Source organism: Mycobacterium sp., from assembly GCF_032162605.1.
GTDB lineage: Bacteria > Actinomycetota > Actinomycetes > Mycobacteriales > Mycobacteriaceae > Mycobacterium.
This window is the reverse complement of record NZ_JAVROT010000205.1, coordinates 1-4,748: the sequence shown is the minus strand read 5'-3', so window position 1 is coordinate 4,748 and position 4,748 is coordinate 1. Positions and strand designations below refer to the sequence as shown.

The window sequence follows — 4,748 nt, the reverse complement described above, 5'->3', positions numbered from 1 at the left end:
GAAGGCACCGCGCCTGACGTCGGTCGAGTTCGACGACGAGCTCGCCGCGATGTTGCGGGACCGCTTCGCCGACGCGCCGTCGGTCGAGGTCGTCAACGGTGACGCCACCTCGCTGGCCTACGGAGACGAAAGATTCACCGGGGCAGCCTGTTTCACGATGCTGCACCACGTACCGACGGCCGAGTTGCAGGACCAACTGTTCAGTGAGGTCGCCCGCGTGCTCCGCCCGGGCGCGGCGTTGGTGGCCAGCGGCAGCCTCGGCAGCGTCGAGCTGGCAGCGCGCCACGAGGGCGACACCTACAACCCCGTCGACCCCGACTCCCTGCGGGACCGCGTGACGGTAGCGGGCTTCGAAGGGATCGACGTGCGCACCAACGCCTACGGCTGGGCGGTCATCGCGCACCGCGGCTGACGCCTCCGGCGGGGCCAGCGTGCGCGGATTGCCAGATGCCACGGCGTGTCGCCGAGCAGACACGCGCGCTCGCGCAGAAAAGGGGCTAACCCGTGCCTGGCACCAGCCAGCGACCGGAGAACGCACGCCAGCCGACGAACACCAGCCGCAACACCATGAACGTGGTCAGGCCCGACCAGATCCCGAGCAGGCCCCAACCGAACATCAGCGACAGCCAGATCAACGGCAGGAAGCCGACGAGTGCGCTGACCAGCGTCGCGTTTCGCATGAACTTCGCATCCCCCGCCCCGAGCAGCACCCCGTCGAGCGCGAACACGATTCCAGCAATGGGCAACTGAGCCACCAGGAACCACCACGGCACACCGATCACGTCCAGCACCGACCGGTCCGAGGTGAACAACCTCGGAAACACCGACGAGCCAACGGCGAAGATCGCGGCGAGCACCCCCGCGGCGACCGTCGAGAACACCGTCACGCGCCAGGCCACCGACTTGGCGTGCGCCAACTGACCCGCGCCGAGCGCCGCGCCGACCAGCGACTGCGCCGCTATCGCCAGCGAATCCAACACCAGGGCAAGAAAACTCCACAGTTGCAGCACGACTTGGTGGGCGGCAACCGCCGCCGCCCCGAACCTGGCAGCGACCGCCGCAGCAGAGACGAAGCACGCCTGGAAGGCCAGCGTCCGCACCACCAGGTCGCGGCCCATCACGACCTGTGCCCGCAGCACCGCCAAGTTGAGGCGCAGCGGCACCCGTTCGGCCAGCAGCGCCCGGCAGAAGAACAGCCCGGCCAGCCACTGGCCTGCCAGGTTGGCGATCGCCGATCCGACGAGTCCGAGGCGGGGCAACCCCATCCAGCCGTACACCAGCGTCGGGCACAGCACGGCAGACAGGGCGAAACCTGCGACCACGTAGCGCAACGGTCTGGCGGTGTCCTGCACACCACGCATCCAGCCGTTGCCCGCCAGGGAGATCAAGATCGCGGGCGCGCCGAGGATCGCGAGCCGCAGCCACGGCAAAGCGGTCTCGGCGATCTCGCCGCCGTCTGCGATCAACACCAGGATCGGCACCGCTGCCACCTCGATGACCACGACGACGAGAGCTCCGAGCCCGACGGCCAGCCAGGTGGCCTGGACGCCCTCGCCGACGGCCGACGGGCGGTCGCCGGCACCGAAGAATCGGGCCGCTCTCGCCGTCGTCCCGTAGGACAGGAACGTCAACTGCGAAGACACCAACGACAGGATCAGTCCGCCGATGGCCAGGCCGGCTAGCGCCACCGCCCCTAAACGTCCCACCACGGCGAGATCGAACAACAGATAGATGGGTTCGGCGGCGAGCACCCCCAGTGCCGGCAGTGCCAGCCCTGCGATGCGGAGCCCGGTGGCCGGAACCGGCTGCTCTTCCCGGGAACTCATCCCCGCGGTCGACCTGCGAGCCGACTCCCGCAGAATGGGCGGAACGTGAAGTCAAGGCCGCTGCGCCCGTCGTCGGGTGGCTCACCCAAGTGCGGCCGCCAACGCCCTGACCACGTCGTTCGCGGGTCCAGTCGCAGAGTATCCCGCGGCCAGCCGGTGCCCGCCACCTCCGAACGCGCTCGCGACGGCGGCTAGGTCGACCTCCGACTTGGCCCGCATTGACACCGTCCAGTGCTGCGGTTCGATCTCCTTGAACACGGCAGCGACCTCGGCCTGCGCCGTCGTACGCACGATGTCGACGATGCTCTCGACTTCCTCGGGCCGGGCGTTCATCCATTCCTGATGTCCGACAACGGCATACACCAGGCCCCGGCCGTCCACCGCGTCCGGCACCAGCTGCGCCGACGCCAGAACGCGCGACAACATCGGGAGCCAGGAGAACGGGTGCGTGTCCAGCAGGGTGCGGGTGATCGTGGCGTTGTCCACGCCAAGCTCGAGTAGCCGGGCCGCCAGCCGGTGCGCGCGCACACTGGCCCACCGAAACGACCCCGTGTCCGTGGTGAGGCCTGCGTACAGGCAGTGCGCGACGGGCTCGTCGAACGGCTTGCCCCAGGCATCGAGCAGGTCGGCAACGAGCATCGTCGTCGAGTCCGCCGTCGGGTCGACGTAGTTCGCCGTGCCGAACAATTGGTTGGACGCATGGTGATCGATCACGAGGACCTCGCGGCCCGAATCGGCAAGGGCCCGAAGCGCACCCAGGCGGTTGACGCTGGGAATGTCGACCGTCACCACCAGGTCACTGCCACCCCGCATCGCGTCGGGGGTGACCAGAAGGTGCCCACCGGGCAGGGACTGCAGCGACTCGGGAAGCGCCGACGGGGCCGCGAAACCGACCTCGACCCACTTTCCCGCCTGCTCGAGGACGAGAGCCAGCGCAAGCCCCGCGCCGATGGTGTCGGCATCCGGATAGACATGGCACAGCACGGTGATGGAATCCGCCGCGTCGAGCAGCATCGCAGCACCATGCCCGTCGACACGCAGCGACGACCGAGTTACCTCAGTCTTCGGGTCGATCGTGGTCATCCGTGTCCTCAGGGTCGAACTGGTGGTCTGGCACCACGCTTGGCTCCCCCCCGGATTCCTCCGCCCCAGAGACACGGTACGGGTCAGCCTCCCCTGCCGGTGTGGCACCCTGCCGAATCCGCGCCAGATCGGCATCCGCCTGCCTGGCCCTGGCCAACAGGTCCTCCATGTCGCGCGCCGTGTCCGGCAACTTGTCGAGCACGAACGTCAACGTCGGGGTGAACCGCACCCCGGTGGCGGCGCCGACCCTGGTGCGCAGTGTTCCCTTCGCGCGTTCCAGGGCGGCCGCCGCACCCTCGTAGTCCGGCTCCTCCTGCAACGTCTCGCCGCGAACGGTGTAGAAAACCGTGGCATCGTGCAGGTCACCCGTCACCTTCGTGTCCGTGACGGTCACGAAGGCCAACGGGGGATCCTTGATCTCGAACTCGATCGCAGAGGCCACGACGGTGGCGATGCGCTTCGAGAGCCTGCGCGCCCGACCAACGTCGACCATTACGTACGCGCCTTCTCCACGAGCTCGTACGCCTCGATGACGTCGCCTTCCTTGATGTCGTTGTACGTCAAGGTGAGGCCGCACTCGTAGCCGTCGCGGACCTCGGTGGTGTCATCCTTCTCCCGCTTCAGCGATGAGATGGTGACGGTCTCGGCGACCACGACGTTGTCGCGAATGAGGCGTGCCTTCGCGTTGCGACGAATGATCCCCGAGGTGACGAGGCAGCCGGCGATGTTGCCGACCTTCGACGACCGGAAGATCGCCCGGATCTCGGCACGACCGAGCTCCTTCTCCTCATAGATCGGCTTGAGCATGCCCTTGAGGGCCGCCTGGATCTCATCGATCGCCTGGTAGATCACCGAGTAGTACCGGATGTCGACACCCTCGCGGTGCGCGAGCTCGGTGGCCTTGCCCTCAGCTCGGACGTTGAACCCGATGATGATGGCATTCGACGCCGAGGCCAGGTTGACGTTGGTCTCGGTGACGCCGCCGACGCCGCGGTCGATGACGCGCAGTTCCACCTCGTCGCCGATGTCGATGCCCAGCAGGGCCTCCTCGAGCGCCTCGACGGTGCCGGAGTTGTCGCCCTTGAGGATCAGGTTCAGCTGAGAAGTCTCCTTCAGAGCCGCATCCAGATCGTCCAGGCTGATGCGCTTGCGGGTACGCGCGGCCAGAGCATTTCGCTTGCGCGCGCTGCGGCGGTCGGCGATCTGCCGAGCGATCCGGTCCTCGTCGACGACCAGCAGGTTGTCACCGGCACCTGGCACCGACGTGAAGCCGATGACCTGGACCGGACGCGACGGGAGCGCCTCGTCGACGTCCTCGCCGTGCTCGTCGACCATGCGCCGGACGCGGCCGTAAGCATCGCCCGCGACGATCGAGTCGCCGACGCGCAGCGTGCCGCGCTGGATGAGCACCGTGGCCACCGGACCGCGACCGCGGTCTAGGTGAGCCTCGATCGCCACACCCTGGGCTTCCATGTCCGGGTTGGCCCGCAGATCCAACGTGGCATCCGCGGTCAGCAGCACCGCCTCGAGCAGGTGATCGATGTTGGTGCCCTGCTTTGCCGAGATGTCGACGAACATGGTGTCGCCGCCGAAGTCCTCGGCGACCAGGTTGTACTCGGTGAGCTGCGCCCGGATCTTGGCCGGGTCGGCGCCCTCCTTGTCGATCTTGTTGACCGCTACGACGATCGGCACGTCGGCCGCTTGAGCGTGGTTGATGGCCTCCACCGTCTGCGGCATGACGCCGTCGTCGGCCGCCACCACCAGGATGGCGATGTCGGTGGCCTTCGCGCCACGGGCACGCATGGCGGTGAACGCCTCGTGACCGGGGGTGTCGATGAA

Annotated in this window: 5 protein-coding genes; 1 reads left to right on the top strand and 4 read right to left on the bottom strand. The window is 67.9% G+C overall.

What is annotated here, in order from left to right; all coding sequences use genetic code 11:
• Positions 1–412: class I SAM-dependent methyltransferase (locus QOI01_RS12850; protein ID WP_526381444.1), on the top strand; the 412-nt coding region annotated here is incomplete at its 5' end.
• 85 nt (positions 413–497) lie between these two features.
• Here QOI01_RS12850 and QOI01_RS12845 read toward each other — a convergent pair.
• The 4 genes from QOI01_RS12845 to infB form a co-directional block, all read right to left on the bottom strand.
• Entirely contained in the window at positions 498–1,826 is a 1,329-nt protein-coding gene (locus tag QOI01_RS12845; RefSeq protein ID WP_526381442.1) for an MATE family efflux transporter, read from the bottom strand.
• A gap of 81 nt (positions 1,827–1,907) precedes the next feature.
• Positions 1,908–2,909 (bottom strand): DHH family phosphoesterase, encoded by a 1,002-nt coding sequence (locus QOI01_RS12840; RefSeq protein ID WP_526381440.1) that lies wholly within the window; start codon positions 2,907–2,909, stop codon positions 1,908–1,910.
• Positions 2,884–3,402: a 30S ribosome-binding factor RbfA gene (gene rbfA / locus QOI01_RS12835; RefSeq protein WP_526381438.1), complete on the bottom strand. Its 519-nt coding sequence runs from the start codon at positions 3,400–3,402 to the stop codon at positions 2,884–2,886. Before rbfA ends, QOI01_RS12840 begins: the two co-directional genes overlap by 26 nt.
• Positions 3,402–4,748, bottom strand: a 1,347-nt coding sequence (infB, locus tag QOI01_RS12830; RefSeq protein ID WP_526381436.1) for a translation initiation factor IF-2, incomplete at its 5' end; no start/stop codon positions are given. The genes rbfA and infB, both read right to left, overlap by 1 nt.